The sequence below is a fragment of the Corynebacterium sp. H127 genome, assembly GCF_037482665.1.
GTDB lineage: Bacteria > Actinomycetota > Actinomycetes > Mycobacteriales > Mycobacteriaceae > Corynebacterium.
Map to the genome: position 1 here is coordinate 127861 of NZ_JBBHKY010000005.1, position 26263 is coordinate 154123.

General features: G+C 57.2%; 29 protein-coding genes. 19 read left to right on the forward strand and 10 right to left on the reverse strand.

Going from position 1 to position 26263, the window contains the following annotated elements; translation table 11 throughout:
- Positions 1-97: 97 nt before the first annotated feature.
- From WG936_RS07040 to secA, 8 genes are all read left to right on the forward strand, one after another.
- Positions 98-451, forward strand: a complete 354-nt coding sequence (locus WG936_RS07040; protein WP_339564735.1) for a DUF4259 domain-containing protein — start codon at positions 98-100, stop codon at positions 449-451.
- 2 nt (positions 452-453) lie between these two features.
- Positions 454-1083: a dTMP kinase gene (locus WG936_RS07045; RefSeq protein ID WP_339572486.1), complete on the forward strand. Its 630-nt coding sequence runs from the start codon at positions 454-456 to the stop codon at positions 1081-1083.
- A gap of 53 nt (positions 1084-1136) precedes the next feature.
- On the forward strand, positions 1137-1820 hold the full coding sequence (mtrA, locus tag WG936_RS07050; protein ID WP_339564688.1) for an MtrAB system response regulator MtrA: 684 nt from the start codon (positions 1137-1139) through the stop codon (positions 1818-1820).
- A 17-nt stretch (positions 1821-1837) separates the two neighbouring features.
- The gene (gene mtrB / locus WG936_RS07055) at positions 1838-3451 is read left to right on the forward strand and encodes an MtrAB system histidine kinase MtrB (protein ID WP_339572487.1); all 1614 of its coding nucleotides are present in this window, start codon (positions 1838-1840) and stop codon (positions 3449-3451) included.
- A complete protein-coding gene (lpqB, locus tag WG936_RS07060) occupies positions 3441-5162 on the forward strand; it encodes an MtrAB system accessory lipoprotein LpqB (RefSeq protein WP_339572488.1) in 1722 nt (573 codons plus the stop codon). Before mtrB ends, lpqB begins: the two co-directional genes overlap by 11 nt.
- The gene (locus WG936_RS07065; protein WP_339564736.1) at positions 5162-5770 is read left to right on the forward strand and encodes a ComF family protein; all 609 of its coding nucleotides are present in this window, start codon (positions 5162-5164) and stop codon (positions 5768-5770) included. The genes lpqB and WG936_RS07065 overlap by 1 nt, the downstream gene beginning before the upstream one ends.
- A gap of 145 nt (positions 5771-5915) precedes the next feature.
- Positions 5916-6584 carry a ribosome hibernation-promoting factor, HPF/YfiA family gene (gene hpf / locus WG936_RS07070; protein WP_339564691.1) on the forward strand — a complete coding sequence of 223 codons (669 nt, stop codon included), beginning with the start codon at positions 5916-5918 and terminating at the stop codon, positions 6582-6584.
- Positions 6585-6735: 151 nt separating this feature from the next.
- Positions 6736-9372, forward strand: coding sequence for a preprotein translocase subunit SecA (secA, locus tag WG936_RS07075; RefSeq protein WP_339564692.1), 2637 nt, complete (start codon positions 6736-6738; stop codon positions 9370-9372).
- A gap of 1 nt (position 9373) precedes the next feature.
- Here secA and WG936_RS07080 read toward each other — a convergent pair whose 3' ends face one another.
- Positions 9374-9808: a hypothetical protein gene (locus WG936_RS07080; RefSeq protein ID WP_339564693.1), complete on the reverse strand. Its 435-nt coding sequence runs from the start codon at positions 9806-9808 to the stop codon at positions 9374-9376.
- A 184-nt stretch (positions 9809-9992) separates the two neighbouring features.
- Between WG936_RS07080 and WG936_RS07085 the strand changes: the two genes are divergently transcribed.
- The 4 genes from WG936_RS07085 to WG936_RS07100 all read left to right on the forward strand — a co-directional run bounded on the left by WG936_RS07085 (position 9993) and on the right by WG936_RS07100 (position 13425).
- Positions 9993-10403, forward strand: a complete 411-nt coding sequence (locus WG936_RS07085) for an HAD-IA family hydrolase (RefSeq protein ID WP_339564694.1) — start codon at positions 9993-9995, stop codon at positions 10401-10403.
- Between the two features lie 5 nt (positions 10404-10408).
- On the forward strand, positions 10409-10915 hold the full coding sequence (locus WG936_RS07090; protein ID WP_339572489.1) for a DUF6912 family protein: 507 nt from the start codon (positions 10409-10411) through the stop codon (positions 10913-10915).
- Positions 10916-11064: 149 nt separating this feature from the next.
- Entirely contained in the window at positions 11065-12123 is a 1059-nt protein-coding gene (locus tag WG936_RS07095; RefSeq protein ID WP_339572490.1) for a ferredoxin reductase, read from the forward strand.
- Between the two features lie 12 nt (positions 12124-12135).
- The gene (locus WG936_RS07100; RefSeq protein ID WP_339572491.1) at positions 12136-13425 is read left to right on the forward strand and encodes a fatty acid desaturase family protein; all 1290 of its coding nucleotides are present in this window, start codon (positions 12136-12138) and stop codon (positions 13423-13425) included.
- 11 nt (positions 13426-13436) lie between these two features.
- Here the strand turns inward: WG936_RS07100 and WG936_RS07105 are convergent, their stop codons facing one another.
- The 3 genes from WG936_RS07105 to aroA are packed head-to-tail and all read right to left on the reverse strand — an operon-like array spanning position 13437 to position 17045.
- Positions 13437-14726 (reverse strand): chloride channel protein, encoded by a 1290-nt coding sequence (locus WG936_RS07105; protein ID WP_339572492.1) that lies wholly within the window; start codon positions 14724-14726, stop codon positions 13437-13439.
- A 5-nt stretch (positions 14727-14731) separates the two neighbouring features.
- Positions 14732-15745: a ribosome small subunit-dependent GTPase A gene (gene rsgA, locus WG936_RS07110; protein ID WP_339572493.1), complete on the reverse strand. Its 1014-nt coding sequence runs from the start codon at positions 15743-15745 to the stop codon at positions 14732-14734.
- Complete coding sequence (gene aroA, locus WG936_RS07115; RefSeq protein WP_339572494.1) at positions 15738-17045, reverse strand: 3-phosphoshikimate 1-carboxyvinyltransferase; 1308 nt, start codon at positions 17043-17045, stop codon at positions 15738-15740. Before aroA ends, rsgA begins: the two co-directional genes overlap by 8 nt.
- A 19-nt stretch (positions 17046-17064) precedes the next feature.
- On the opposite strand from aroA, the gene WG936_RS07120 reads away from it, so the two are divergent.
- The gene (locus WG936_RS07120) at positions 17065-17715 is read left to right on the forward strand and encodes an SOS response-associated peptidase (RefSeq protein ID WP_339572512.1); all 651 of its coding nucleotides are present in this window, start codon (positions 17065-17067) and stop codon (positions 17713-17715) included.
- On the opposite strand, the gene WG936_RS07125 is transcribed toward WG936_RS07120, so the two are convergent.
- Positions 17704-18216, reverse strand: coding sequence for an aminoacyl-tRNA deacylase (locus tag WG936_RS07125; protein ID WP_339564702.1), 513 nt, complete (start codon positions 18214-18216; stop codon positions 17704-17706). The two genes, WG936_RS07120 and WG936_RS07125, sit on opposite strands and share 12 nt — an antisense overlap.
- A gap of 80 nt (positions 18217-18296) precedes the next feature.
- Here WG936_RS07125 and WG936_RS07130 point away from each other — a divergent pair, with 80 nt between their 5' ends.
- Both WG936_RS07130 and rsrA read left to right on the forward strand, forming a co-directional pair.
- Positions 18297-18890, forward strand: coding sequence for a sigma-70 family RNA polymerase sigma factor (locus tag WG936_RS07130; RefSeq protein ID WP_339564703.1), 594 nt, complete (start codon positions 18297-18299; stop codon positions 18888-18890).
- The gene (gene rsrA / locus WG936_RS07135) at positions 18887-19153 is read left to right on the forward strand and encodes a mycothiol system anti-sigma-R factor (RefSeq protein WP_339564704.1); all 267 of its coding nucleotides are present in this window, start codon (positions 18887-18889) and stop codon (positions 19151-19153) included. The genes WG936_RS07130 and rsrA overlap by 4 nt, the downstream gene beginning before the upstream one ends.
- 95 nt (positions 19154-19248) lie before the next feature.
- Here rsrA and WG936_RS12265 read toward each other — a convergent pair whose 3' ends face one another.
- From WG936_RS12265 to WG936_RS07145, 3 genes are all read right to left on the reverse strand, one after another.
- The gene (locus WG936_RS12265) at positions 19249-19323 is read right to left on the reverse strand and encodes a 50S ribosomal protein bL37 (RefSeq protein ID WP_377739391.1); all 75 of its coding nucleotides are present in this window, start codon (positions 19321-19323) and stop codon (positions 19249-19251) included.
- A gap of 72 nt (positions 19324-19395) precedes the next feature.
- Entirely contained in the window at positions 19396-19656 is a 261-nt protein-coding gene (locus WG936_RS07140; protein WP_339564705.1) for a WhiB family transcriptional regulator, read from the reverse strand.
- A gap of 325 nt (positions 19657-19981) precedes the next feature.
- The gene (locus WG936_RS07145; RefSeq protein WP_339564706.1) at positions 19982-20947 is read right to left on the reverse strand and encodes a diacylglycerol/lipid kinase family protein; all 966 of its coding nucleotides are present in this window, start codon (positions 20945-20947) and stop codon (positions 19982-19984) included.
- A gap of 59 nt (positions 20948-21006) precedes the next feature.
- Here WG936_RS07145 and WG936_RS07150 point away from each other — a divergent pair, with 59 nt between their 5' ends.
- Positions 21007-21432 (forward strand): hypothetical protein, encoded by a 426-nt coding sequence (locus WG936_RS07150; protein ID WP_339564707.1) that lies wholly within the window; start codon positions 21007-21009, stop codon positions 21430-21432.
- On the opposite strand, the gene WG936_RS07155 is transcribed toward WG936_RS07150, so the two are convergent.
- Together WG936_RS07155 and WG936_RS07160 are read right to left on the reverse strand one after the other, a co-directional pair.
- Positions 21429-22700, reverse strand: coding sequence for an Rv3212 family protein (locus tag WG936_RS07155; protein ID WP_339564708.1), 1272 nt, complete (start codon positions 22698-22700; stop codon positions 21429-21431). The two genes, WG936_RS07150 and WG936_RS07155, sit on opposite strands and share 4 nt — an antisense overlap.
- The gene (locus WG936_RS07160) at positions 22697-24049 is read right to left on the reverse strand and encodes a DEAD/DEAH box helicase (RefSeq protein ID WP_339564709.1); all 1353 of its coding nucleotides are present in this window, start codon (positions 24047-24049) and stop codon (positions 22697-22699) included. The genes WG936_RS07155 and WG936_RS07160 overlap by 4 nt, the downstream gene beginning before the upstream one ends.
- Positions 24050-24224: 175 nt before the next feature.
- On the opposite strand from WG936_RS07160, the gene WG936_RS07165 reads away from it, so the two are divergent.
- From WG936_RS07165 to WG936_RS07175, 3 genes are read left to right on the forward strand one after another with little or no spacing between them, the layout of a single operon-like run.
- Positions 24225-24449 (forward strand): DUF3107 domain-containing protein, encoded by a 225-nt coding sequence (locus WG936_RS07165; RefSeq protein ID WP_339564710.1) that lies wholly within the window; start codon positions 24225-24227, stop codon positions 24447-24449.
- Between the two features lie 18 nt (positions 24450-24467).
- Positions 24468-25325 carry a DUF3152 domain-containing protein gene (locus tag WG936_RS07170; RefSeq protein ID WP_339564737.1) on the forward strand — a complete coding sequence of 286 codons (858 nt, stop codon included), beginning with the start codon at positions 24468-24470 and terminating at the stop codon, positions 25323-25325.
- 39 nt (positions 25326-25364) lie between these two features.
- Positions 25365-26222, forward strand: coding sequence for a TIGR02569 family protein (locus WG936_RS07175; RefSeq protein ID WP_339564711.1), 858 nt, complete (start codon positions 25365-25367; stop codon positions 26220-26222).
- Positions 26223-26263 lie beyond the last annotated feature (41 nt).

Consider the following 26263-nt stretch of genomic DNA (forward strand, 5'->3'; position numbering starts at 1 on the left):
TTAGTGCCCGAGCAAAGTAAATCTAGTAGTGACCCTAAGTTGGACACTCACCCCGCTGATCGCGCAATTCGTCGCGACCCTTGTAGTCAGGAGAAAAATGGGAGCCTGGGATATCGCAATCTTCGCTAATGAAAGCAATGTCGATTTCCTCGATGAGATTGCCACGCTCGATTCAGAAGATATTGTCGAAGCCATAGATGACGCAGTCGCACTGGTAGCCAGCAACAAGGCTGTCAACGAAGAAGAAGTCGCCAACGGACTTCTTGCAGCAACCATCGCCGCGATCTGGGCCGGAGCGCCCTTTAGCGCTGGCGAGATCGCAGAAAACTATCCATTCGTTCGTGAACTCGCTGGTTCCGGGTCGGAGCTCCTCAGGGAGCGGTCCGCAGCCATTCTTGAGGAGGCAGACACCGAGGAAGACCTTGAGGTCTACCTCGAGGCGCTGAACTAGCCGTGATCATTTGTATTGAAGGCATTGACGGCGCAGGCAAGAACACGCTAGCGCGGGCGCTTACCGCGCGTATCGACGCCGAGCAGCTTGCATTCCCGCGATATGAGGAATCGATCCATGCCCAGTTAGCTGCGCGTGCACTCCGCGGTGAAATGGGGGACCTGACAAATAGCGCCTACGCGATGGCCACGCTGTTTGCGCTAGATCGCGCCGGGGTCGTCGATAAGCTGCGGGCCGCCGCATCTGATAAGAAGGTGTTGCTGCTAGACCGCTACGTTGCCTCGAACGCTGCGTATTCTGTCGCGCGCACTCGGGAGCAATCGATGGCAACCTGGATCGCAGACTTGGAATTCGACACGCTCGGCCTGCCGAAGCCGGATCTGCAAATTCTGTTGGCTACCCCGGTGGCGGTTGCGTCGGAACGAGCTGAGCTTCGTGCGGCGGCGGACGCGACACGGGCCAAGGACATCTATGAATCTGATGGCGATCTGCAGTCCCGTACCAGTGCGGCATACCAGTGGCTTGCCTCGGAAAGCTGGGCTGGGGAGTGGATCGTTGCACAACCAGAAGAGTCAGTCACAGGAATCGCGGAACGGATTGTTAGCCGCATCGAAGCTAAAAAGAATCTATGATTGATCCTTATCAATACTCCCACGCGGATTTTACAAAGGAACCATAGGAAATCATGACTAATGCCAAAATTCTCGTCGTCGATGACGATCCAGCGATTTCAGAGATGCTGTCGATTGTCCTACAGGCTGAAGGTTTTGACACCGTTGCCGTGATGGACGGGGCAGAAGCGGTGGCAACGTTCCAGCGTGAACAGCCGGACCTAGTATTGCTCGACCTGATGCTGCCAGGGATGAACGGCGTGGACATTTGCCGCGCGATTCGACAAGAGTCGATGGTTCCTGTGGTCATGCTTACGGCGAAAACTGACACGGTCGATGTTGTATTGGGGCTTGAGTCTGGTGCTGACGACTACGTAAACAAGCCGTTTAAACCTAAGGAACTGGTTGCTCGCATTCGGGCGCGTCTGCGTCGCACCGACGAAGAGCCTAGCGAATTGTTGGAGATCGGCGACCTCACCATCGACGTGCCCGGCCATTTGGTGCGCCGTGGCGATGAAGAGATTCAGCTCACCCCTCTCGAGTTTGATCTTCTGTTGGAAATGGCACGCAGGCCACGCCAGGTTTTCACCCGAGAGGAACTACTGGAAAAGGTGTGGGGGTACCGGCACGCGTCTGATACCCGCCTTGTGAATGTTCACGTACAGCGACTTCGCGCGAAGATTGAAAAGGATCCGGAAAACCCGCAGATCGTTCTCACTGTCCGTGGCGTCGGTTATAAAACCGGTCAAAACGACTAAGACACACTCCTTCGCTCATGAGTTCACTTCGTCGTGCCTGGGAGCAGCTTGCCGATCGCTGGCGCACCTCCCTCCAGGTTCGCGTCATCGGTTCGATTTTGGTCTCCACGACGCTGGTCGTGCTCATCCTCGGATTGACGTTGATCAGCATCGTCGCGCAGCGACTGATCGATTCGAAGCTGGAGACAGCCGACGGAGAAATTGAGCGATCGCGGACGGCCGTCGAGAAGCAAATAGCGTCCTCGGACACGTCGAATTCCCTGCAAGCGCGCTTGAACTCCGCACGGTCATCGCTCACCAACCTCAGCAGCTCCGAGCCAGCCGGCTCTAGCGCCATCTTTGAACCGGTGCTGATTGTTGAGAACCCAGATGGCACGCTGACAACCTCACCAGAGGGATTCGAGATACCTGGGCGCCTGCGCTATTTTGTTTCGCAGGGGCAGGTTTCCTATCAATTTGCCACTCTGAACAACTACGAGGGGAATCTCTACAAAGCTCTGGTCATCGGCTCCCCGACGGATACGGACATCATCGGACTCCAGGTGTACCTGGTGATGCCACTATCAAGCGAAGAAGCCACTCTGGCCTTGATTAAAGGCTTGTTCTCAGCCGCTGGTGTGGTGTTGTTGGTCTTGATCGTCGCAATTTCGTGGCTCCTCACTCAGCAGGTAACCGCCCCCGTGCTTTCCGCCAGTCGTATCGCCCAACGCTTTGCGGCAGGGCACCGCCGGGAACGGATGGTAGTGGATGGTGAAGATGAAATGGCGCGCTTGGCTTTGAGCTTCAACTCGATGGCGGAGTCATTGTCTAAGCAGATCGATCAACTCGAGGAATACGGCAATCTGCAGCGTCAGTTCACCTCTGATGTTTCACACGAACTGCGCACACCGTTGACTACGGTGCGGATGGCTGCTGACATGATCGCAGATAACGCCGACTCCATGGATGCCTATTCAAAGCGTGCCTCCGAACTCATGGTCCGAGAATTGGATCGCTTTGAGGCGTTGCTCGCGGATCTGCTGGAAATTTCTCGCCACGACGCTGGCGTTGCAGACCTTTCTCAAGAAAAGGTAGATATCCGTGGCGCACTGAAGGCCGCATGGCAGCAGGTGGAGCACTTGTCTCAGCAGTTGAATGTTCCGGTTAACTTCGACGAGCCAGACGAGCCTGTCCAAGTTGTGATCGATTCGCGTCGTATTGAGAGAATTCTCCGCAATCTACTTGCCAACGCGATCGATCACAGCGAAGGCAAGCCCGTGGATGTGCTGATGCGGGTCAACGAAGAGGCAGTGGCCATCGCGGTCACCGACCACGGAGTGGGGCTCAAGCCTGGGCAAGAAGAGCTGGTGTTCAATCGATTTTGGCGTGCGGATCCATCCCGCAAGAGGCATTCCGGGGGCACAGGTTTGGGGCTTGCCATCGCCGCCGAGGACGCTCGCCTGCATGGCGGTAAGTTAGAGGCTTCTGGCGAAGTAGGTATTGGCTCGCGGTTCCTCCTCACGCTTCCGCTCGTGGCCAAGGAGCGATACAATACGGGCCCGATCTCGCTGCAGCATCCGAACAGTGCAGTCGAGTCTGAACCAGAACCGAAAGCAGTTGAAACTAGCGGGGTGGTGACTGATGAACGCTAAGTCCACTGCAGTAGTTGCCGTCGTTGCTGGTGCCGGCCTCGTGTTCTCCGCCTGCACCACTATCCCCAGCGACTCTTCACCCCAGGCGCTTCGCTCTTTTGAATCCGTCACGGGAACCAATGAGGTGGCGGGCCCTTATCCGAATCAGGCGGCTGACCTGCTGCTGCGTGACTTTTTCGCCCAGGCCGTCAAACCTACGCAGCGTCACCAAGCCGCTCGCCAGTATTTGACCGCGGCTGCGGCGAAATCCTGGGATTCCCAAGCAGGAACGCTTGTCTTGGATCGAATCGATCTCAATTCCATGCCGGGGGCTACTAATGACCGGATGATGTTCAGTGTTCGTGGACCTGTAGTCGGTTCGATTGGTGTCGGTGGTGTTTATCAGCCCGAGAACGGCATGTACGAATCCACCATTGAACTTGCTAAAGAAGAAGGCCAGTGGCGCATCGATAACTTGCCGCCTGGTGTCGTGCTTGAGCACACTGAAATGCGGAACACTTTCCAGCCTTATGCCCTGTATTTTCTCGATCCAACAGATCGCAGCCTAGTGGTAGACCGCCGCTGGGTGTACAGCGGTAATACCTCGATTGACACCGCGCTATTGTCGCTGCTGGTGGAAGGGCCTCAAGAGTCGCTGAAACCGGGGGTCAAAACCTATGTGCCGCCGGGAGCTACCTTCTCTGGAGTGAACTCCGGTGTGTATTCATTTTCCGGATTTGGTGATGTAGGGCAGGAGGGTCGCTATCGTTTTGCTGCACAGGTGATTTGGACCCTAGCTAAGGCAGGAGTGCCCGGCCCCTACAAGATCGACATTGATAACACCCCGATTATTGAGGGTGCGGAATCCCTCATGGTCGACCAAGTCGCAGAATTTAACCCAGGCGCTTCCGCTGGTGCTGCCTCGTCGCTGTATGCGCTTTCCGACGGCCGGATGCTGAAGGTGGAAAACGATAAAGCCACTCCAGTTCCAGGAAAATTCGGAGAAAGCCAAGATTTCGAGTCCGCAGATTTTGAAGCGGCCTCCGGGTTAGTGGCGGCGGTGCAAGCCGTTGGCGAGGGCGAGCAGAAGAAGTCCACCTTGTTGATCGGGCAGATCGGCCAGGAAGGACGCCCCGGCCTTGAAGCCACCACGCTTTCGCACCCCACGTTTGAAATCGGTGGCGGTGCTGTCTGGACCGTCATCGATGGTCGTAGGGTGGCGCGCGTTGCACGTTCGACGACCAGTGGTGACCTCTCGCACACCGAGGTTGATACCTCGGAATTGGACAGTGACAATGGCCTGATTTCTGTACTCAGGTTGTCCCCCAGTGGAGTGCGTTGCGCGTTCATTGCTAACGGCAGGGTGTATCTGGCAACGGTGGAGCGACCTAGCCCTGGACACCGTAAGCTGTCTCATGTTCAGGAAATTGCGCCGTCGATAGCTGGGACGGCGCTGACGGTGGACTGGAAGGTCGATGGTTCGCTGCTGGTGGGAACCTCTACTGCGGAAACTCCGGTTTGGCAGATCCAGGCAGATGGTTCGGCCTTGACTCCGTTGCCCGCCGGCAACGTCACGGCCCCGGTGGTGGCGATCTCTGCCAGTTCCTCAACGCTGTACATCACTGATTCGCGAGCAGTATTGCAATTGCCGATCAACACCACAGGTGCGGCATTCTGGCGCGAGGTTCCTGCGCTACAAGGTCAACGAGCAGCGCCTGTTGTAGCAAAATGATGGAGCTGCTGCTTCCTAAGCATTGCGCTGGATGCGGTGAACCAGGGCAGTCCCTGTGCAGTGCGTGTCGACGCCAACTAGCCAACACTCCGCAGCGGCTGTTCACTCCCGTAGATCCGCATGTCCCAGTTTGGGTGCTGTCTCCCTACGCTGGCGTGCACCGCGAGTTGATTCTCGCCATGAAAGAGCGCGGGCGCAGAGATGTGCCACCCTTGTTAGGTTCGGTTGTCAACGCGGCCTTGCTGTATTTGGCGGCGAGAGGTGAGATTCCGGAGTTGAGTGAGCTCAGGCTTGTTCCGGCTCCGACGAAGCGGACGTCGGCACGCAAGCGCGGTGGTGACCCAGTGACCGCAGTATGTCGCGGGACGGATGCAGCGGTGAGTTGTTGCGTACGCCATAGCGCACAGGTGCGAGACTCCGTTGGATTGGATTCGGCCGCTCGCCGGAAAAACCTTGCTGGCAACGTAGTGTTGACGACAATTCCGACCGGGCCCGTAGTGATCGTCGATGACGTTGTGACCACAGGTGCCACTATTGCGGCGACCGCAGCGGTTCTCTTTGCTGCGAACGTACAGGTCGCAGGCGTGCTCGCAATTTGCGGCGCCTGAAGTGGGGTAACCAAGGGGAGAAGTCGTGGCAAATTGGTTATGACCAGATGTAAAATTTGAGGTGTAGCAAGATAAGCGTCACCGTGGACGTTGTGAGTAATCCCGCTCACATTGTGCGGTGGCAGATACCGGGAGGTAAAGCAAAGTGACTACACCTGCTGAGAACAACGACGTCCTGCGCGCACAGGTCAATATCACCGGCCGCAACGTCGAGGTGCCCGATCACTTCGCGGAACGCGTCAAGTCTAAGCTCGCAAAGATCGAGCGACTTGATCCGACACTGACGTTCTTCCACGTTGAACTGCAGCACGAGCCGAACCCTCGCCGTGAAGCGCAGTCTGATCGTATTCAGATCACTGCGACCGGCAAGGGGCACATCGCCCGCGCAGAAGCAAAAGAAGACAGCTTCTATGCTGCCCTCGAAACTGCACTGGGCAAGATGGAGCGCTCCCTGCGCAAGGTGAAGGCTCGTCGCAGCATCAGCCGCTCCGGCCATCGCGCCCCTCTCGGCACTGGTGAACTCGCTGCTGAAATGGCTGCCGAAGCCAAGAAGGCCCAGGAAGCCGCCAGCGAGTTCGATGTGGATCCATACGCAGATAAGGTGCAGGATGTCACCCCGGGACACATCGTGCGCACCAAGCAGCACTCTGCAACTCCAGTGAGCGTGGATGATGCGCTTTCGGAGATGGAGCTGGTCGGTCATGATTTCTACCTGTTCCTCAACGAGGAAACCGGTCGGCCATCCGTGGTGTACCGTCGTCACGCGTTTGACTATGGCTTGATCGAACTAGTTGAAGACGGCGAAGCTAAGTAATTTGCAGTTTGCCTGTCCGTAGCGCCCCCGAGATGCGAAAGCTTTCGGGGGCGCTCTGCTGATGCGAAGCTTTGTCGCGTTGTCGTTATGCGTAGAATGGGCGAAGATTTGTTATTAACGTCCCCAATTTAATCTGTAAGGACCGCTGCCCGTGTTTGGATTGTCCAAGATTCTCCGTGTTGGTGAAGGCCGCGCAATCAAGCGTCTTCAGGCTATAGCTGACCAAGTCATCTCCCTTGAGGATGAGTATGCCGCTCTCTCCGATGAGCAGCTCAAGGCAAAGACTGCGGAGTTCAAGGAGCGGATTGAAAAAGGCGAGAAGAGCGATGACCTTCTCCTCGAGGCCTTTGCTACTGCTCGCGAAGCGTCCTGGCGCGTGCTCGGCCAGAAGCATTACCGAGTGCAGGTGATGGGTGGTGCAGCGCTTCACTTTGGCAACGTTGCCGAGATGCGCACAGGTGAGGGTAAGACTTTGACCTGTGTGTTGCCGGCCTACCTCAACGCGCTTGAAGGTAAGGGCGTGCACGTGGTCACCGTGAATGACTACCTGGCCAAACGCGACGCGGAGTGGATGGGCCGTGTACACCGCTTCCTCGGGCTGAAGACCGATGTGATTTTGTCCAACATGACGCCTGAGCAGCGTCGCACTGCTTATAACGCGGACATTACTTACGGCACCAACAATGAGTTGGGCTTTGATTACCTGCGCGACAACATGGCGCATTCTCTCAACGACCTCGTACAGCGTGGGCACCACTACGCCATTGTCGACGAAGTTGACTCCATCCTTATTGACGAAGCACGTACTCCGCTCATCATTTCCGGTCCGGCGGACGGCTCTTCCGAGTGGTACACGGCCTTCGCGTCGATTGTCCCTCGGATGCAGCGTGATATCCACTATGAAGTTGATGAACGCAAGCGCACCGTCGGTGTGAAGGAAGACGGTGTTGCTTATGTTGAGGACCAGCTCGGCATCAGCAATCTGTACGCCCCGGAGTACTCCCAGCTGGTTAGCTACTTGACCAATGCGATTAAGGCGAAGGAGCTGTTCACTCGCGACAAGGATTACATCGTTCGAAACGGTGACGTCATGATCGTGGACGAGTTCACTGGTCGTGTGCTGGATGGACGCCGCTACAACGAAGGCATGCACCAAGCGATTGAAGCAAAGGAGCAGGTTGAGATCAAGAGCGAGAACCAGACCCTCGCTACGGTCACCCTGCAGAACTACTTCCGCCTGTACGACAAGCTAGCCGGTATGACCGGTACCGCGGAGACCGAAGCATCCGAGCTGCACCAGATTTACAAGCTCGATGTCATGCCAATCCCGACCAACCGCCCGAATCAGCGCGAAGACCTCACTGACCTGATTTACAAAACCCAGGAAGCTAAATTCACTGCGGTTGTAGATGACATTGCCGAGCGCGTTGAGAAGGGGCAGCCGGTGCTCGTCGGCACTGCTTCCGTCGAGCGTTCCGAGTACCTCTCCGCTTTGTTGCAGCGCCAGGGCATTAAACACAACGTTCTGAATGCTAAGCATCATGAGAAGGAAGCAGAGATCGTCGCGCAGGCAGGTTTGCCAAGCGCGGTAACCGTGGCTACCAACATGGCTGGTCGTGGTACTGACATCGTGCTCGGTGGCAACCCGGACATCTTGGCGGATATCTATTTGCGCGAGCGTGGCCTCGACCCAGTGGAGAAGCCGGAGGAGTACGAAGCCGCTTGGGATGAAGAGATCGTACGTGTGAAGAAGCGCTCTGCCGAACTCGCGGAGAAAGTACGTGAGGCCGGTGGCCTGTATGTGCTCGGTACGGAGCGTCATGATTCCCGCCGTATTGATAACCAGCTGCGTGGTCGTTCAGGTCGTCAGGGCGACCCTGGTGCAACGCGTTTCTACCTTTCTATGCGCGATGACTTGATGCTGCGCTTCGTGGGACCAATGCTGGAAAACACGATGAACCGGCTGGATATCCCTGATAACCAGCCGATTGACTCCAAGATGGTTTCCAACGCCGTCAAGAATGCACAGACGCAGGTTGAGGCGCAGAACTTTGAGATGCGCAAGAACGTCTTGAAGTATGACGAAGTGATGAATGAGCAGCGCAAGGTCATTTACGCTGAGCGACGCCAGGTGCTGGAAGGGGCAGATGTCTCTAAGCAGATCCAGGCCATGATCGTGGACACCATTTCGGATTATGTTGCAGCCGCTACCGCGAATGGTTACGTCGAAGACTGGGATCTAGACACGTTGTGGAACGCGTTGGAGAGCCTGTATGGCCCTTCAATGAGCTGGAAGTCGCTTGTCGACGGCACCGAGTACGGAGCTGCCGGCGAGCTCACCGCTAAAGATCTGGAAGCCGCGATCCTCAAGGACGCGCGCATGCTGTACCAGGACATGGAAGAAAAGGTCGCTGCAATCGGTGGCGAAGACCAGATGCGCAGCATCGAGCGCGTCGCCATCTTGAACGTTGTGGACACGAAGTGGCGCGAGCATCTCTACGAGATGGATTACCTCAAGGAAGGTATCGGTCTGCGCGCAATGGCTCAGCGTGACCCATTGGTCGAGTACCAGCGCGAAGGCGGCGACATGTTTAATGCCATGAAGGATGGCATTAAAGAGGAAACCGTTCGCCAGCTCTTCCTCATCCGTAAGCAGTTCGTGCCCCAGGCGCAAGCTGCCGGCACTGTGGATGTGAACCATGATGGCAAGCTTGACGCAGAAGATCTAGGCGGTCAGCGCGGCCCTCGTCCGGAGCAACTGCGTACCTCTGGTCCTGAAGAGGCCTAGGTCACGTTAGCCTCAGGCTCCGCATCACCCACTGGCGTTTGCCCTCCGGTAGTTCGAGCCGGGCGGCAAACGCCTGCGTGGTTTTTGCAACACGGCACGTGCCGATGAGGTCCGTGGCTGCCAGAATCTGGACTGCCAATTCATCGGTCGCATGCGGCAGTGGTGCCGCGTGAGCCTCAACTCGCAACAGGTGCACTGGGCCGCGCAAGGTAGATGTTTTGTGGAACGCGGCGATATGGATGCGGACTTGCGGATCGAACCTGTTGCGGTGCAGCATCGCAGGTGGACGGATGCCGTATGCGACTTCGAGTGCTACCTGTGTGAGTGCCTTTTGGGACTTATCAGGGCATGGCGCCGAAACAGAACGAGGCGGTGGCTGAGATACAGTAGGATCGAGCAATTTTAGGTGGCTCAGGCCTGGAATAACGCGTAGCAAAGCAGGTTCCTTCGAAACTTGGGTGGGCTTGAGGGAACTTCGCGCCAGCCGCCAGTGCAAAGCTGTGGAAGAATGAGGGGCGACGTTCGGCTGCGTTGGATAGCTCGCCCTATTAGTGTGCCATGAGCTGTGCAGAAGCGTCGAGCAAAGTTCCCCAGAACAAAACGAGAAACAGGAGTGTAGCGTGCGTGGATTGATCGTGGATTACGTCGGTGTTCTAGACGGAACCGAGGAAGAGCAGCGCCGGTGGCGTAATCTGCTTGCCGCGGCCAAACAGGACGGCGTAGCGACGGCGATTCTTTCTAATGATCCGGGCGGTGTCGGAGCGGAGCCAATCCGCGAATGGCAGGTTCGGGGATACGTGGATGCGGTGCTACTTTCTGGTGAGATCGGTGCGGAAAAGCCAACTGAGGAGGCATTTGCGCAGGCTGCTGCAGCCATCGATTTGCCAATGCGTGATTGTGTGCTGGTAGATGACTCGATTCTCAATGTCCGCGCCGCAGTGGAAAGCGGTCTGGTCGGGGTCTTCTACCAGCAGTTCGATCGTGCTGTTGTTGAGATCACCGGGCTTTTTGGCCTTGAAGGGGAGTTTTAAATCCAATGCGAGTTTATATTCCGGCGACTTTTTCAATTCTGCGTGAGCTTAAGGAAAACAATGCTTTTCCGGCGCGCTCTGGTTGGGGTTTTGCAGTGACGCCGGCGTTGGTTGAATTCTTCGAAGAGGGCGATGAGGAGGAATTTGCGCATTTCGCATTCATTGAGGCTGCGCGAGCTTCACTGCGACTGCTGGCTACCGGCGCAGAAGAGAAGTTTTCGCACCGCCGAGTAGTGGTGACCGTTGATTTGGATGATTCTCGCCTTAGCTTCGCACCGGAGGCTGGGGAAGCGGTAGTGAAGATTTCTCCTGCACTCATTGACTTTGAGGATGTTGCAGCGCTGCACGTCGATGTTGAGGGCTCAGAGGCCGCCACCGCTGCAGCAATTTCGGCAATTGATGCAGCCGATTTGGGGGATGAAGACGCAGAGCTCACTGTTGGTGATGCAGACGACAACTTCATGGCGTGGTACGACACCGTAGAGCTGCCGTTTCTTGTTGATTTGCTCTAGTTCCAACCTCTGAATACTCATCTTGGCACGCGCTCTGCGGGCCAAGATTTTTTCTTAGCTATATCGGCCGTGCTGTTGCACGGCTAACCTACGCTCACGTAAGCTACGCAAGCGTACCTAAACTAATGGCAGAAGAAACGAGTTCCCGAGTGGCAAAAAAGACTTCAGATGCATTGGCCGGAGTTCGGTCAGCGCTCAAAGCATGGACCACGCCGCTGTTACCAGATGACTACACTGGCTTGCTCAATCCATTGTGGAGTACCCGCGAGCTCCGTGGGCAGATCCGCAGCGTCACCAGACACGGGAATGACACCATCAGTCTGGATGTGACCCCAGGCTGGGGCGTTCCAGTCGACTTCAAACCGGGACAGTTCATCGGCATTGGCGTGCAAGTTGCCGGACGCTATATCTGGCGTAGTTACTCGCTCACGAACGTCGCTGGCAAAGGCGAGACGTTCAGCGTGACTGTGAAGGCGCACCAAGGTGGCAAACTCTCCGAGCATCTGGTGGAGACAGCCCAACCAGGTCTGAATATTCGCCTTGCACAGCCAGCAGGCGATTTCTACCTTCCAGAGCCACTTCCGGAAAAGCTGCTTTTTCTGGCTGCAGGTACCGGAATTACCCCGATCGTATCGATGCTGCGTACCCTCGGCGAGACTTCTCCTGGGCATGATGCGGTATTGATCTATTCTGCGCGTACCCGCGACGACGCGCTATTCCTGGAAGAGCTGGAGCAGATTCCAGGTCTGAGCCTGCACCTGCAGCTCACCTCTGAGGCTGGGCGTGTCACCCCGGCTGATATTGAGAACATCGTCCCAGACTTCGCTGAGCGCGCTGCATTTGCGTGTGGCCCGGCTGAGATGCTCAGCGCCCTTGAGCAGTGGTGGGAGGGGGGCGTCGATAAGCACTACGCACTGCGTACCGAACGTTTCACCCTGGATCGCACCTCAGATGCCGTAGGCGGCGAGATCACCTACGGGTCCCGTGGCAGCGTTGTTGCCGACGGTGCCACCACCATCCTGGAAGCTGCCGAATCGATTGACATCCAGCTGCCTTACGGCTGCCGAATGGGCATTTGCCACACCTGTGTCCGCCAGATCAGCGACGGCAACGCCCATAACCTACATACCGGGGAAGTCCATGAAGCTGGTTCCCGAATCCGCACCTGTGTCTGCGTCGCGCACGGCGACCTCACTCTAGACGTTTAAGGAACGAAACCAATGGCAATTACCAATATTCAGGCATACTCCCATCTCACCGATGAGGACATCGAGGAGATCGGGCGCCGTTTCGACGCTATCAAGAAGGAAGTCGAGGATAGCCTCGGCGAGGATGATGTCAAGTACATCAAGAACCTGATCAAGTTTCAGCGCGGAACCGAACTTACTGGCCGAGCGCTGCTGTTGCTTTCCCATAAGAAGCCGTTCTTCTGGGCAGGAGCCAGCCTGCTCAGCCTGGCCAAGATCCTGGAAAACATGGAAATTGGCCACAACGTGATTCACGGTCAGTGGGACTGGATGAACGATCCAGTAATTCACTCCGCTACCTGGGAGTGGGACATGAACTGCCCGAGTGCCCAGTGGGCGCATACCCATAACCACGTGCACCACACCTACACCAATATCTTGGGTATGGATCACGATGTTGGATACGGCGTCCTCCGGGTAACCCGTGACCGCAAGTGGACCCCGATGCATGCTTTCCAGCCGGTGACGAACGCAATCTTGGCGTCGCTGTTCCAGTGGGCCATCGCGTTCTACGACGTCGAGCTCGGCCGTTACTTCTCTGGCCGTCAGACCTGGGAAGAAACCAAACCAAAGTTCTGGGAGACTGTGGGCAAAGTCCGCAATCAGGTGATCAAGGATTACGTACTGTACCCTGCGCTTACCGGGCCAAACTTCCTGCACACTGCGAAGGCGAACATGCTCGCCAACTTGGTCCGCAACTGGTGGTCCTATGCCGTGATCTTCTGTGGGCACTTCCCAGATGAGACCGAAACCTTCACTAAGGCGCAGTGGGAGAACGAGACCAAGGGTGAGTGGTACTTGCGTCAGATGCTCGGTTCCGCGAACTTCCGCGGTGGCAAGATCCTGACGATCATGTCCGGCAACCTGAACTACCAGATTGAGCACCACCTCTACCCGAATATGCCATCGAATCGTCTCGCAGCCGTCGGTAAGCAGGTTGAAGCGATTGCCCGCGAGTTTGACCTGCCCTATAACACGGATTCCTTCCCAGTTCAGTTTGGTAAGGTGCAGCGCACTTTGCTCAAGCTCACGCTGCCGAACTCGATGCTGGCAGCGAAGCCGGAGAATGCCCCGGAAGTACGCTCGGAAGCTGCTTTTACTCCCGATATCGAGCAGCATCTGCACGTTGGTAAGAATGAGCAGGGGGAGCGCCGCGGATTGTTCCCCGGTCTGAAGTTGCTGAAGCAGGCCCGTCCGACGGCGATGGAGGCAGTGAAGTTCGCCCTCATGCGCCCTACCAAACGCGCAATCGTGACCGCCTAAAGCGATAGCGCTTAACGACGCCGCTTGCCGGCGAATAGCGCAGAAGTAAATGGGGCCAGGCGTTGCTCGTCATGACGAAGCCGGCCCCATACTCGTACCGCCAGTGCCGCAGCGACAACGGACACGAATACCGGTAGGTAGCCTTGGGCTGCCATATCGGTGAACTCAATGGCGGCGATGAGACCAAACATGGGGGCAGCCATGGCGGTGGAAAGAAAAGCTGCTGCACCAAGCAGCGCGAAAGCCCCGATCGGGACTCCGGGCAGCAGTGGCTGCAGCGCAATTCCAATCAGCGCTCCGGTGATTGCCCCAAGCCCGAAGGCCGGTGTGAGCGTGCCACCGATAACGCCGATGCGGAAGCTCAAGAGAATAGCGCCTACTCGCAGTACCCCCACGAGGAGTAGCCCGAGGGCGATGTTGTCTCCACTCAACACGGTATCTGTGGTGAAACGCGCGTTGGCACTAACTCCAGGCACAAAATAGGAAACGACAGCGAGCAAGACGAAGCCCAAGGGCATTTGCCACAACAGCGCAGTTCCGCTGGCACGATGCTGTACCGCCAGGCGGGCCGCCTTGCCAAACCAATGACCAAGGAGCCCCGCCACTAATCCCACTATGGCTGCAACCGCCAGGGTCGCGGCGGATTCCTGCACCGGCACACTGTGGTACACGGGGTGTGGGGTAACAAAGACACCGGTCACGGCTGCAGCGGTGGCAGAGGTCAGCATGACGGTGATCACGGCCTGTGCAGACATTTCCATGAGCAATAGCTCGAGCGCAAAAATTGCGCCTGCTAGTGGGAGGTGGAAGGTCGCTCCGAGCCCAGCGCCTGCGGCAGCTCCGATGAGTAGCCGTCGCGCATCGTGATCCAATTTGCTCCATACCGCGAGGCGGGACGCAGATAGTCCGCCTATGATTCGGGGCGCGTTCTCGCGCCCCACTGAGGCACCCGCTGCCACAGACATCACCTGGATAAAAGCGGAACAAATAGTCGCCAACAAGGGCATTCTTTTGCCATACATTGCGGCGGGTACGGAGACCGGCTCGCTATAGCGATCCATGAGGTATCGCGCCCAAGAAAGTACGCAACCCAGGCCTATTAAGGTAAGCGCGAGTCTTTTCGGCGACACCACTGCGGTGGGATCCGGCGACACAAGATGGTCGGTGCCAAAGACTGCGCGTTCGACGAGGATAACCGACCAGTTGAGGGCTGCGACTGCAAGCCCCGTAACCAAGCCGCTGAGCACGGCGAACAGCGATAGTCGGCTGATCGACGTGTGCTCGAGTGGCACCCTATCCATCGGCATTAGTCTTTCACTATCCCCAGATCCCAGTCGTCGTTTGAACGCAAGGCTTGCAGTAGTTTTCGCACCGCATGTGCGCGACGCTGTGATGCTCCCGACAAGCTATCTAATGCGCACTCCGGATCAGCTGGGGGACCCATATGGGTACAACCGCGTGGGCACTGCTCCACTGCCTGGGCAAGGTCCTCAAATACTCCGATTACGGATTCCGCGTCCACATGGGCAAGGCCGAAAGAGCGGATACCTGGAGTATCGATGATCCAACCGCCCTCTGGTAAACGCAGTGCCACTGACTGCGTTGACGTGTGTCGGCCCTTGCCGACACCGGAGACCGCTCCTGTGGCGCGATCTGCATCGGGTACAAGTCGATTTACCAAAGTGGATTTGCCGACACCGGAATGCCCGATGAGGGCTGTGACTTTGCCACCGACGATCTCTCTCACACCGCTTAGGTTGTCTGTTACTCCTGCGATGACCACAGGCACCTCGAGATCCGCAAACTCAGCAGCGAACTCTGCGGGGTCAGCAAGATCAGTTTTGGTCAGGCACAACACAGGGGTGAGCCGGCCGACAAATGCTGCGACCAATGCACGCTCGACGAAACCAGCCCGAGGCGGTGGATCGGCAACTGCTGTGACAATCAAAAGCTGATCTGCGTTACCCACCACGATCCGCTCATAAGGATCTGTGTCATCAGCGGTACGGCGCAACACACTGCTGCGTTCTTCGAGTTTGATGATTCGAGCGAGACTGCCCGGTTGCCCCGAGGTATCCCCGACCACTCCAACTCGGTCGCCGACGACGATGTTCGTTCGGCCTAGATCCTTTGCCCGCATGCACACGACAGGGGATGCCTCACCATCGATCACCACTCCCCAGCGTCCGCGATCTTTGGACACCACCATGCCTTGCTTCGCGTCCTCATGCGCTGGTCGATCTTTGGTGCGGGGGCGCGACCCCTTTCTGCCAGGGCGCACTCGGACATCCGATTCATCGAAATACCGGCGATTACCCATTGACCATGGCCTGCCACATCAGCTCGAAACCCGGAAGGGTCTTGGCGGTAGTTTCAATGTTTTGCACGATCACACCTGGGGTTACTAGTCCCACAATCGCTCCGGCGGTTGCCATGCGGTGATCAGCGTAGGAGTGCCACAAGCCAGCACGCAGCGGCCGGGGCTCAATGATGAGACCGTCGGCAAACTCCGTGCAGTGGCCACCGAGGGCATTGATCTCGGCGGCAAGGGCAGCCAGGCGGTTCGTTTCGTGCCCACGCAGATGAGCTATCCCTTCGAGGCGACTTGGGGTGCTGGCTAACGTCGCCAGTGCAGCTACCGTGGGGGTGAGTTCCCCGATGTCAGAAAGGTCGATGTTGATACCCGTGAGTTGACCTGGTGGAGGTCCGCTGACCTGCAAACTCATAGTGTCACCGGCTGCGATGAAATCCGTGGCGCATCCCATGTCCTGCAGGATGTCCCGGATGGCATCCCCAGCTTGATTCGTGGCGGCTGGCCAGTCCTGCACCTTCACGGTGCCACCGGTCACGGCAGCGGCGGCCAAGAAGGGAGTTGCGTTAGACAGATCCGGTTCGATGACCCAGGTTCGGCCGTTGATCGATGTCGGCGCAATGTGCCACTCGTTCGGAACCTCAGTGCTGACGGCTACGCCAGCGAGCCGCAGCATGTCCACCGTCATTTCGATGTGGGGCATACTCGGCAGCTTGCCGCCGACGTGGCGGACTGTGAGGCCCTCCTCAAAGCGTGCACCGACCAGCAGTAGACCCGAGATGAATTGCGAAGAGGCGCTGGCATCCAGCTCGACCACTCCACCGCGGACCCCGCCCGTACCCTCGACGGCGAACGGCAGGCTATTGCCGGAAACTTCCACTCCGAGGGCGCGTAGAGCATCAAGAATTGTGTTCATCGGTCGCATGCGAGCCTGCGGATCGCCGTCAAAAAACACCGTGCCCGCCGACAACGCGGAAACTGGGGGGACAAACCGCATCACGGTGCCTGCCAGGCCACAAGCGATGTGGCCGCCCCGGAATTGTCCGGGTTCTACGCGGATAGTGGTAGTAGCGGAGCCATGTCCAGGCGCAGTGCGGGTGATCTTTGCACCGAGCTCGGCCAAGGCCGCCATCATCAGTTCCGTGTCACGGCTAATCAACGCGCCGCGGATGGTGGATGGGTAATCCGCTAGGGCAGCGAGAATCAGCGCTCGATTTGTCATCGATTTTGACCCAGGAACGGCAAGGTTCCAACTGATCGGGCCAGCTGCAACCGGCGCTTTCCACTGCGTCCCACCAGGAGTGTTCATGTCCTCCATAATAGGGGGTATGTGTGGACGCTTTGTTCTCTTCACCACAGGTGAGTCGTTACTCGATGCCGTTGCTCGTGCCGTCCAGGAGCCCGGGCTGGCAGTTCGGGCTCCACAGGGGACGCCGGGCCCGCGCTATAACATCGCGCCAACTCAGGTGATTCCACTGGTTCGCCTCGCTGCGGACAGGAGTGAGATTCTCTTGGAACCTGCCCGGTGGGGACTTATCCCGCGCTGGAAGAAGGATGATTCTGGGCCGCCCCTGTTTAATGCCCGGGCGGAAACCGTTGCGCAGAAACCCTCTTTCCGGGATGCGTATGCGTCGGGGCGGTGCATCCTGCCTCTCGACGGCTACTACGAATGGCATGAAAAACGCCCGCACTTTGTGCGGCCGGCGACAGGCGACATGCTCTGGGCCGCTGGGTTGTGGGCCAGCGGACAAAACCGCCTATCAACCACCATGATCACCACCGCAGCGGTTGAACCGCTCAGTTGGCTGCATCACCGGCTACCCCGCTTCTTAAGCAACGCCGAAATAATGCCCTGGCTAGCGGGTAGTGGCGAGCTGCTGCACCCCAGCTCAACCGAGTTGCTCAACGGGTTTGAAGTGACCGAAGCCGATCCGGCAGTAGGGAACGTGCGAAATGACTACCCAGAACTAATCGGCTAACAGATCTGCGAGTTGGGCGTTCGTGGCGTCGATAAGCGTGGCGGCGGTGAGTTCCACATCGAGGCCGCGCTTGCCACCGGAAACAAAAACGGTTTCGTGAAGCTCGGCGCTGGCATCCACGACTGTAGGCAGCGCCGTCTTTTGGGCAATGGGGGAGATGCCACCAACTACGTAGCCACTACTGCGTTCGGCGAGCTTTGGGTCAGCCATCGTCACTTTGGAAACACCATGTGCTTTTGCGGCCTTCTTCAAACTGAGGGAAGCTGTGACGGGCAGGCAACAGACGCCCAGTGCGCGCCGGGTGCCCTTGCCTGCGGTGAGATCTACCAGCAAGGTCTTGAATACTCGATCTGGTGTTATGTGGAGCTCCTGTTGGAGATACTCCGCTGCTTCCGCCCCAAAATGTTGCGAGTGCGTTTCAAAGCTGTGGACGGTATAGGGCAGTCCTGCATCGCTCAATTTTGCGATTGCTGCAGTGCTGGCGGACTTCTTTCGTGCCATGCGGACTCCTTTGCGTCACCGAATGCGTTTAGACTTGTGTAACAGGGAAGGCTCCACCGCGAAGAAAGGCCGCTATCTCAATGGTCGCTTATGACTCCACGCTCGTCACGCGGTTTGAGGAGGAAGCACTTCCACTCCTTGACCAACTGTACGGCGGCGCGCTACGGCTCACCCGCAACCCCGCCGATGCGGAGGATCTAGTGCAGGAAACCTACATCAAGGCGTTTAAGGCCTTCGAAGGTTTCAAACAGGGCACGAACCTCAAGGCGTGGTTGTACCGGATCATGACCAACACCTACATAAACTCCTACCGCAAGGCACAACGAGAGCCCTCGCAGTTGCCGACCGAGGAGATCACTGACTACCAGCTGTACTCCACATCCTCTCACCAGTCTGCTGGTCTGGATTCGGCCGAGGTACAGGCGCTTAAATCACTCCCGGATACGGACATTGCTGAGGCCATGAACGCCTTGACTGATGAGTATCGCATGGTGGTGTATTACGCCGATGTGGAAGGGCTTCCCTATAAGGAGGTTGCGGAGATCCTGAACATCCCTATCGGCACGGTGATGTCTCGCCTACATCGGGGAAGAAAACAACTCCGAGAAGCGTTGATGGAAGTAGCACTGAGTTACGGAATCGGATCTAAAGCAGTAGAGGGAAAGAAGCCATGAGCAACGAACATCGAGGATGCGATTGCAACTGCTCGGATACCTATGCGCGGCTAGCTGAGCTTCTCGACGGCGATTGCACGCAATCCGCCCAAGAGGAGCTGCGTGCCGCGATCGCGTCTTGTCCGCACTGTTTTGAACGCCTGGGAGTAGAAGAGGAGATACGGGAGTTGCTGCGTCGTTCCTGTGCGGCATCTGCGCCGATAACTCTGCGTCAGCGCATCTCCATTTCCATTCGAGTACAGCAGCGGGGATCATTCCGCTAATAGTTGTCTCCTTGTTAAAAGGGCGCTTGAAGTAGCGAAAAGCACCTACAAGAATACCTGTAGGTGCTTTGACGCTATGTAAGAACTAAAGACCGTTATGCGTTAGGGCGACGGCCGTGGTTTGCCTTGCCCTTACGACGATCCTTGCGCTTGCGGCCACGCTTGCTCATGGCTGCCTCCTTGGTTAGTGAAAAAGTAACTAGACTCACTCACTTTAATCGAGTGCGCCCGGGAATGGTTAATTAGACGGTTGCGCGGGTACGGCCGCGACCGCGGTTCTTACGGCGACGCAGCGCGCGACGCTCGTCTTCGCTCATACCGCCCCATACGCCGGCGTCCTGGCCGGACTCCAGTGCCCATGCCAAGCACTGTGAGGTTACTGGGCAACGGTTGCATACAACCTTTGCTGCAGCGATTTGGGCGAGAGCTGGGCCGGAATTTCCGACAGGGAAGAAGAGCTCTGGGTCTTCATCGCGGCAGACTGCTTCGTGGCGCCAATCCATGGTAAATCTCCTAACAGATAAGTTCTTACGGTGCGTTTCCTTGGTTGCAACGTCTACCGCGCGCACCAAAACAAAGGCCGGTTTCTCAGTGTGACTGAGGGAACCCAGCTATTGGTGGTTGGGTAGTGGTTTCGGTGGTGGTGACGGCTAGGGGGCTAGCTGGCGCTGAGGGGCGCTCGTTCACCAAGACGTAACCTGTTGTACTCAAGGATTTCGACTCTGGTTATTCAACCCGTCGTTTTTGTTACCGATGAATCATGACATGACAGTGCTTTCTTGGCTAGAGTTAAGGGTCAAATTGTGATCAAGTTCACTCAATATGGGGCTATAGCTGGCAAATTACATCGATCGCGTTCGGCACTGTCTGGATCTTGAGTTCCGTAGCTTTTCCAGCATATTCTCCATCTACCTGCCATTTTAGTGGCAGCTTAGAGGTGAGCGTGACTTTAGTTGCATCGTCAACTCGGGTTTCTCGGAAATCCACCCGATCCCGGGTAAGCGAATTCACAGGAATGCCCATTGCATTCATAACAGCGATAAACCCGCCCACTCCGGAAATGTCTTCCAGAGCGTACAAAGAACAGCCATCTTCTAAACGGTGTTCTGGATTGGTGACCACAGGTACCGGCCCGGCGTAAGTCCACGGGTTAGTGTTCGACACAATCACTATCGGCACGTCGCCCGCCACCGTGTCTCCATCGCGAGTGAGTGCTTCAAAATGAATGTGGGGCGGAGTGCGATGCAGCCGCCTCCAGGCGGAGAAAGCCACCAAGGAATAGTGCCAGGGCGTCGCGGGAATTCCATAGCTGCGAATCCGATCCATCTGGTTGATTACCTCGGCATCCAGTCCAAATCCAGCATTGACGCAGAACCAATGGTTGTTCACGAGTCCTACTGGCAGGCGTCGAGACGTCAGCGGAGTAAGCATTTCAGCCAGCATTTCAGCAGCAGCGCCCGGTGCATTGGGAAAGCCCAACGCGCGGGCGAACACATTCGCAGAACCTGTGGGAATGATGGCGAGCCGAGGAAGCGACTCTGCCGAGGGACGAGCGGTGGGATCGTTGCCCAGCAAACCTTTGAGAACTTCGTTGACTGTGCCGTCTCCGCCAACGGCAACAACCACGTCAAAATCGGCGCGCGTCACACCGCGCGTGAGCTCCGCAGCATGTCCGCGGTGCAGAGTATGGACCGAATGCAGCTCGGCTACCTTTCGAAGCGGCGTAATGGCTTGCCGCAGCACCTGTTCATTAATGCTGGTGGAGTTGGGGTTGGACAGCATGAGGCAACGCATGAGAGGCAAGTCTAATGGGGTGTCCTACCTAGGGTGGTAATGCACGCTAGGATATCCGTGTGAATAACACCGAATCTCGCGTCCCCGCTCCCGTAAAATACGCTGGTTATTTGGCGATCGTGCAGTCCTTGATTGGATTGTCTTACGCGGGTTTGTTGATCTACCGGGAACTCATCGGAGAACGTGGCGCGGGCGTGGTGACTGACACAGCTGCGCGTGCCAGCATGATCGGTTACGGCACCGCCATCTACTTCATTATTATTTTCGGTGCGGTGATTGCCGGTGCCATCAGTATGAACAAGGGGCGCCGGTGGGGACGCGGCCCAGTAGCGATGTTGGAGCTGTTTTTGCTGGTAGCCGCGTACTACATGTGGACTGCGGGCCAGCCAGCATTTGCGGGCGTGACGGCTGTCTCTGCAGTTGCCGGGATGCTTTTGCTGTTCAATTCCGCGTCACTGGCCTGGGCCAGCGCCAACCACCGTTAAACGCTCAATCCCACGAGGGTATCGCCACGCTTCTCGACGACAGTTTTCCCGGAAACCGCAATAGACACTGGGCCGGAATAATCGCCGCGATCCACCGGGATAGTGCGTTCAATGGCGCCATTCTCCCAGTTGCCGACGGCAATACCATTGGGAACCGGGAAGATGATGCGATCACCGACTGCGGCTCCGGTGCCGAGGGCGCCCGCAAAAACCTTTTGTATTGCCAGTGTTGAGGGATTCAGCAGGTAAATCCGTTCACCATCGAACCAGGTCATGTGATGCGGCAAGTCCGCGGTTTCCGGAGCGAAGGCTTCCCCAGTGTTGCTCTGCAGGTGCTGCGTCACCAACGGACTTTCTTGCACTTCGTGGCGAGCCTTTTCTTTGCCAGACTCGTCATATGCAATCAGGTGTGGCGGACTGCTGGGAATGTAGACCGCTGCCAGCGTTTGGCCGATACCGATGAGTTGCGCATCAGTGCCGGGTACCGCGACATCAGCCTTGATCTTTGGCTTACGGGAGTCCTCTGGAGTGGTTGCCTGGAAACGCAACATTGAGTTATTTGGCTGATCCGGGCAGGTTTCCATCACTGCGAGCAATTCCTTGCGGGTCATGGCTGATGAAATTGTGCAATCCTCATGCGGTTGCATGCCAGGTTCTTGCTTCGCTTCCTTGTCGCCGTACTCCACCGTGCGCACTAGGTCGCTTCGCCATAGCTCAACGTGTTCTGGGGAGACCACCCCGACACGGTCATTGGAGGAAATGGGGACGACAGCTGTTGAATTCGGTGCGCTGCGAGTGGCTCGGTAGGTACCAGTCTTCGCGTTGATCTGGGTCACGTCACCGCAACCTGCACTGTTGCGGTAGGTAGCAACGATACTGCTGAAACCAGCGCTGAGGGAGCATAACTCCACATCGCGCTCATAACGCCACACCTCCGCGCCATCTGCCGAATTGCGGGCAGTCAAGGTGCCACCCGTGGCAGTGATGGTTAGCCCCTCGATCACAAGCGGGCGCCGCAGTGCCGGAATCGCGGGGCTATCCGCCCGCCAGACCTCATGTAGCTTTTCAGGCGGCGCGCTGAGAGCTTCATTCGCGGATACTGTTTGCGTAGCGGGAGTGAGCTCAGACTTAGTAATCGGTGCCGTTGCCCAAACGGTTCCGACTCCAAGGGCGGCAGCGACACTAATGGCGGCAGTAGCGATGAGGTCCTTTTTGCTGCGCTGCAGCGGGGCATTCTTCGGTTGCTTAACGTGAGGTTGCGCTGTCACCTTTTGCGTGCCTTTCGACGTGGTCGAGGGTCAGCTACCCGCTCCGCGGAGGAGCGGCGTGGAGCTCTATCCCGGCCGCCGCGCAGCTTCTGTGTCGCACTGAACCCGCCGAACACTCGTTTCGGCTCCCCTAAGGAAGCTTGGGCATCTTGGGGGACATCCAAAACCTCGTAGAGTTCGGGGGACGTGGAGAACAACTGCGGTGGCTCCGGAGTTCCCAGTCCTAGTTCGGTATCGATTAATTGCCATTTAGCCAATTCATCGTAACCCACCAGCGTGATAGCAGTTCCGGTATGCCCAGCACGGCCGGTTCGCCCGATACGGTGTACGTAGGTCATCGGATCATCAGGGGTCTGGTAGTTAATCACGTGTGTGACATCGTCGACGTCGATACCACGGGCGGCCACATCCGTGGCGACGAGGATTTCAACGACACCGTCGCGAAACGCCTGCAGAGACTTTTCTCGCGCTACTTGGCCCAGATCGCCGTGTACCGCCGCTACGGTGAAACCTGCCTGCGCGAGATCATTAGCAACCTCAGCGGCGCTCCGCTTGGTGCGGGTGAAAATGATCGTGCGCCCCCGACCCTTGGCTTGCAAGGCCCGCACTAGGATCGCGACCTTGTCCATTCGGTGCGCCTGAATCATTACCTGTTTCGTGCTGGCGTGCGTTTGTTGCTCGCTATCGTTCTCAGCACGGATCTGTATCGGCTTGTGCAGGAAACTTCGGGCCAAGGTGATAATCGGCCCTGGCATAGTGGCAGAAAACAGCATTGTTTGATGCTTGTGTGTGAGAGCCTTGAGGAGCTTTTCTATCGCCGGCAGGAAACCGAGGTCAAGCATTTCATCGGCCTCATCAAGCACTAGGATCGCCACCTGATCGAGCACGAGTGCCTGCTGCTGGTGGAGGTCGATGAGGCGACCAGGGGTGCCTACGATGACGTCGACACCCGCGCGCAGGGCGCTGATCTGTTCTTCATAAGGACGACCACCGTAGACCGTCAAGACGCGGATGGGCGTGTACTTGGCGGCACGCTCCAGATCCTCGCTCACCTGTATTGCCAATTCGCGAGTGGGGGCGACAACGAGTGCGCGCGGAGTGCCATCAAGCTCAGCGATATCTGCAGCGTCAAAAACTCGGTCCAACAACGGCACGCCGAATCCCAGGGTTTTACCCATGCCGGTGCGAGCCTGGCCGATAATATCGGATCCCTCGAGCGCAATCGGGAGGGTCAACTCTTGGATGGCAAACGTGTGGGTGATGCCCTGCTCGGCTAAGGCCTGGCAAATCTCAACGGCAACGCCGAGCTCGGCAAAGGTTGGACTAGATTTTTGGTTTTGTGCAGACACGTTGTTGATCCTAGTCGGCTCTGGCCTAGAAGCGACACCGCGGAGCATTCCGCTGGGAAACTAAGGGAGCGAAACGGGATAAGATAAGGCGAACTCGCACCCCGCAGGGTGTGCCCCCTAGACTGAAAACGTTCTTCCGCTGAAGTACACCGCGAACAAAATTTAAGGACACTCAATGGATATCAAAATCGGTTTTGCAGATAGCCCGCGCGAGCTCACCTTTTCTACCGAGGCATCTCAGGAAGAGATCCAAGCAGCCGTCGCGGCCGCTATGGATCAGGATTCGGGCATGCTGGAGCTCGCGGATGACCGTGGTCGCAAGTACCTAATCCGCAATAACCGAATTGCCTACGTAGAACTCGGCACCGCTACCGTGCGCCAGGTCGGCTTCATCGGCTAAATCAAGTCGCAGTTAATGATGCAGAATTCGGAATCGTCGCTGGTCAGATTCGCGCGTGAATACGGTTGGCGGGCCTATGCCATCCCAGTGCTCTTGGTAATCACCATTTGGATCTTGGTCGATATTGTCCACGAGCCTGCCGAGCCGATTCACCACGAAATAGCGGCTAGCGAGCCTGCTCCGCAGTCCCGAGGTGCGGGGCCGATTCCGGCTGACGCGGATCCGATTTCATTAGCAACTGGTCAGTTGCCAGATGGAGGGCCTTTTACGGAAACTGGAGAGGATACTTTCCGGGTAGTAGGTTCTCCGGGGCCGAAAGTAGGCGAGGGGAAAGAGCACCCCATCACCTATGTGGTGGAAATTGAGAACGGCGTCAATACTGCTGCGTACGGTGGGGATGCAGCCGTAGCCGCAATGATTGATGCCACCCTTGCCAATCCAAAAGGATGGACCGCTGATCCCGCATTTTCCTTCCAGCACGTGGCTCCTGATCAAAATCCGACGCTCCGAATTCAACTCACCTCTGTTGGTACCACTCATGCGGTTTGTGGCGACGATCTGAAGATGGAAACGAGCTGCTACATGCCGGTCGGGGAACGGGTGCTGCTCAACGAATCACGCTGGGTGCGCGGGGCGGTGACCGCTCAAGGTGATATCGGTAGCTATCGGCAATATTTGATCAACCATGAAGTCGGCCACGCGCTGGGTTACGCGGAGCATGCGGTATGCCCAGCAACGGGCGAGCTTGCCCCGATAATGATGCAGCAAACCCTGAGTCTGAATAACTCCGAACTGCACCGGATTGACCCACATGAGGTGTATCGCGACGATCAAGTTTCCTGCGGTTTCAACCCCTGGCCGTTCCCTCGGTCCTGAGTGCACTCAACGAATTTTGTGTGAAAGGTGTTCGGCCCAATGACGAAGAATTCATTACCAGATCATGTCCGGGCGGCATTCCATGCTGAATCCGGCGACGCGGTGCCGATGGGATATGCCTGGGACTATGGCTTCAAAGTTGGGCATGTGGTGCTCAGCCCAGTTTTGGATCCGGACAACGCCGCTTGGTCAGCTAAAGTTCGCGAAAATCTGCATGTAGAAGGCTTGCGGGTGGCTCGTCCCGTTCGCTCCACGGACGGTCGGTACATTGTTTCCGGCTGGAAGGCATCGAGTTTCGGGGCGGGCGAATTGGCATCTGGGCGTGTTGACGAGACTGCCACCGCCGCGTTGCGGCTTGCAGATGCATTGGCGCAGCTGCCTGCACCAGATTTTGTGACGGTACCGATTACCAAGAAGTGGGCCCCACACGAGATCTACCGCGTTGCTGATCATGCTGCCTGGTCCGATGATCCAGCAGAGGTGCTTTCGATCGGACTTGATACGGCCGCAGCCGCAAGTGCTGAGTTGCAGGCCGCACTATTGCTCGCCGCTCGCATTGGGCCATTGATTCCGCACACTGCGGCTCCTATGCAGGTTGGGCATGCTGACATGCTCAGTACAACTTTGCTGTCGGGGACTCAGTCGCCATTAGTGACGGACATCGTGGCTACTGTGCGTCCTCACGGATATACCGCCGCGCTCACGGTAGTAGATGGGCTGCTTTTCGACGCCGTGGACGATGCCGTCGTGCACCGCTTTTCGCACGTGCCTGATTTCACCGCGTTGCTCCTGCGTGCCTTGTTATATCGCATTTTTGTTTCGGTACTCCAAGAGGAAGACCAGAAAGTAATGGCGGTGCGCTTAGGTAGGGTGGCGGAAACCCTCATCCATATTTAGCACACATGTTCTGGGTGTTGTGGTGGGTAACCGCAGTGATG